At 52.3% G+C, this 214-nt stretch carries 2 tRNA genes; both read right to left on the minus strand.

Annotation, left to right across the window (positions count from 1 at the left end):
* Positions 1–31 precede the first annotated feature (31 nt).
* Positions 32–107 (minus strand) — tRNA-Ala (locus tag WYK_RS06510).
* 17 nt (positions 108–124) lie between these two features.
* Positions 125–201, minus strand: a tRNA-Ile gene (locus WYK_RS06515).
* Positions 202–214: the final 13 nt, after the last annotated feature.

The raw sequence follows: 214 nt of genomic DNA on the forward strand, positions 1-214 counted from the left end.
AAGGAACAATGTATAAAGGATAAACCTTTATTGGTGGAGCCTAGCGGGATCGAACCGCTGACCTCCTGCGTGCAAGGCAGGCGCTCTCCCAGCTGAGCTAAGGCCCCGTTAGGGTAGTAAGAAATGGTGGGCCTAAATGGACTCGAACCATCGACCTCACGCTTATCAGGCGTGCGCTCTAACCAGCTGAGCTATAGGCCCCTTTCTACTATAA

The organism is Peribacillus psychrosaccharolyticus ATCC 23296 (assembly GCF_000305495.1).
In the GTDB taxonomy this organism is placed as follows: domain Bacteria; phylum Bacillota; class Bacilli; order Bacillales; family DSM-1321; genus Peribacillus; species Peribacillus psychrosaccharolyticus.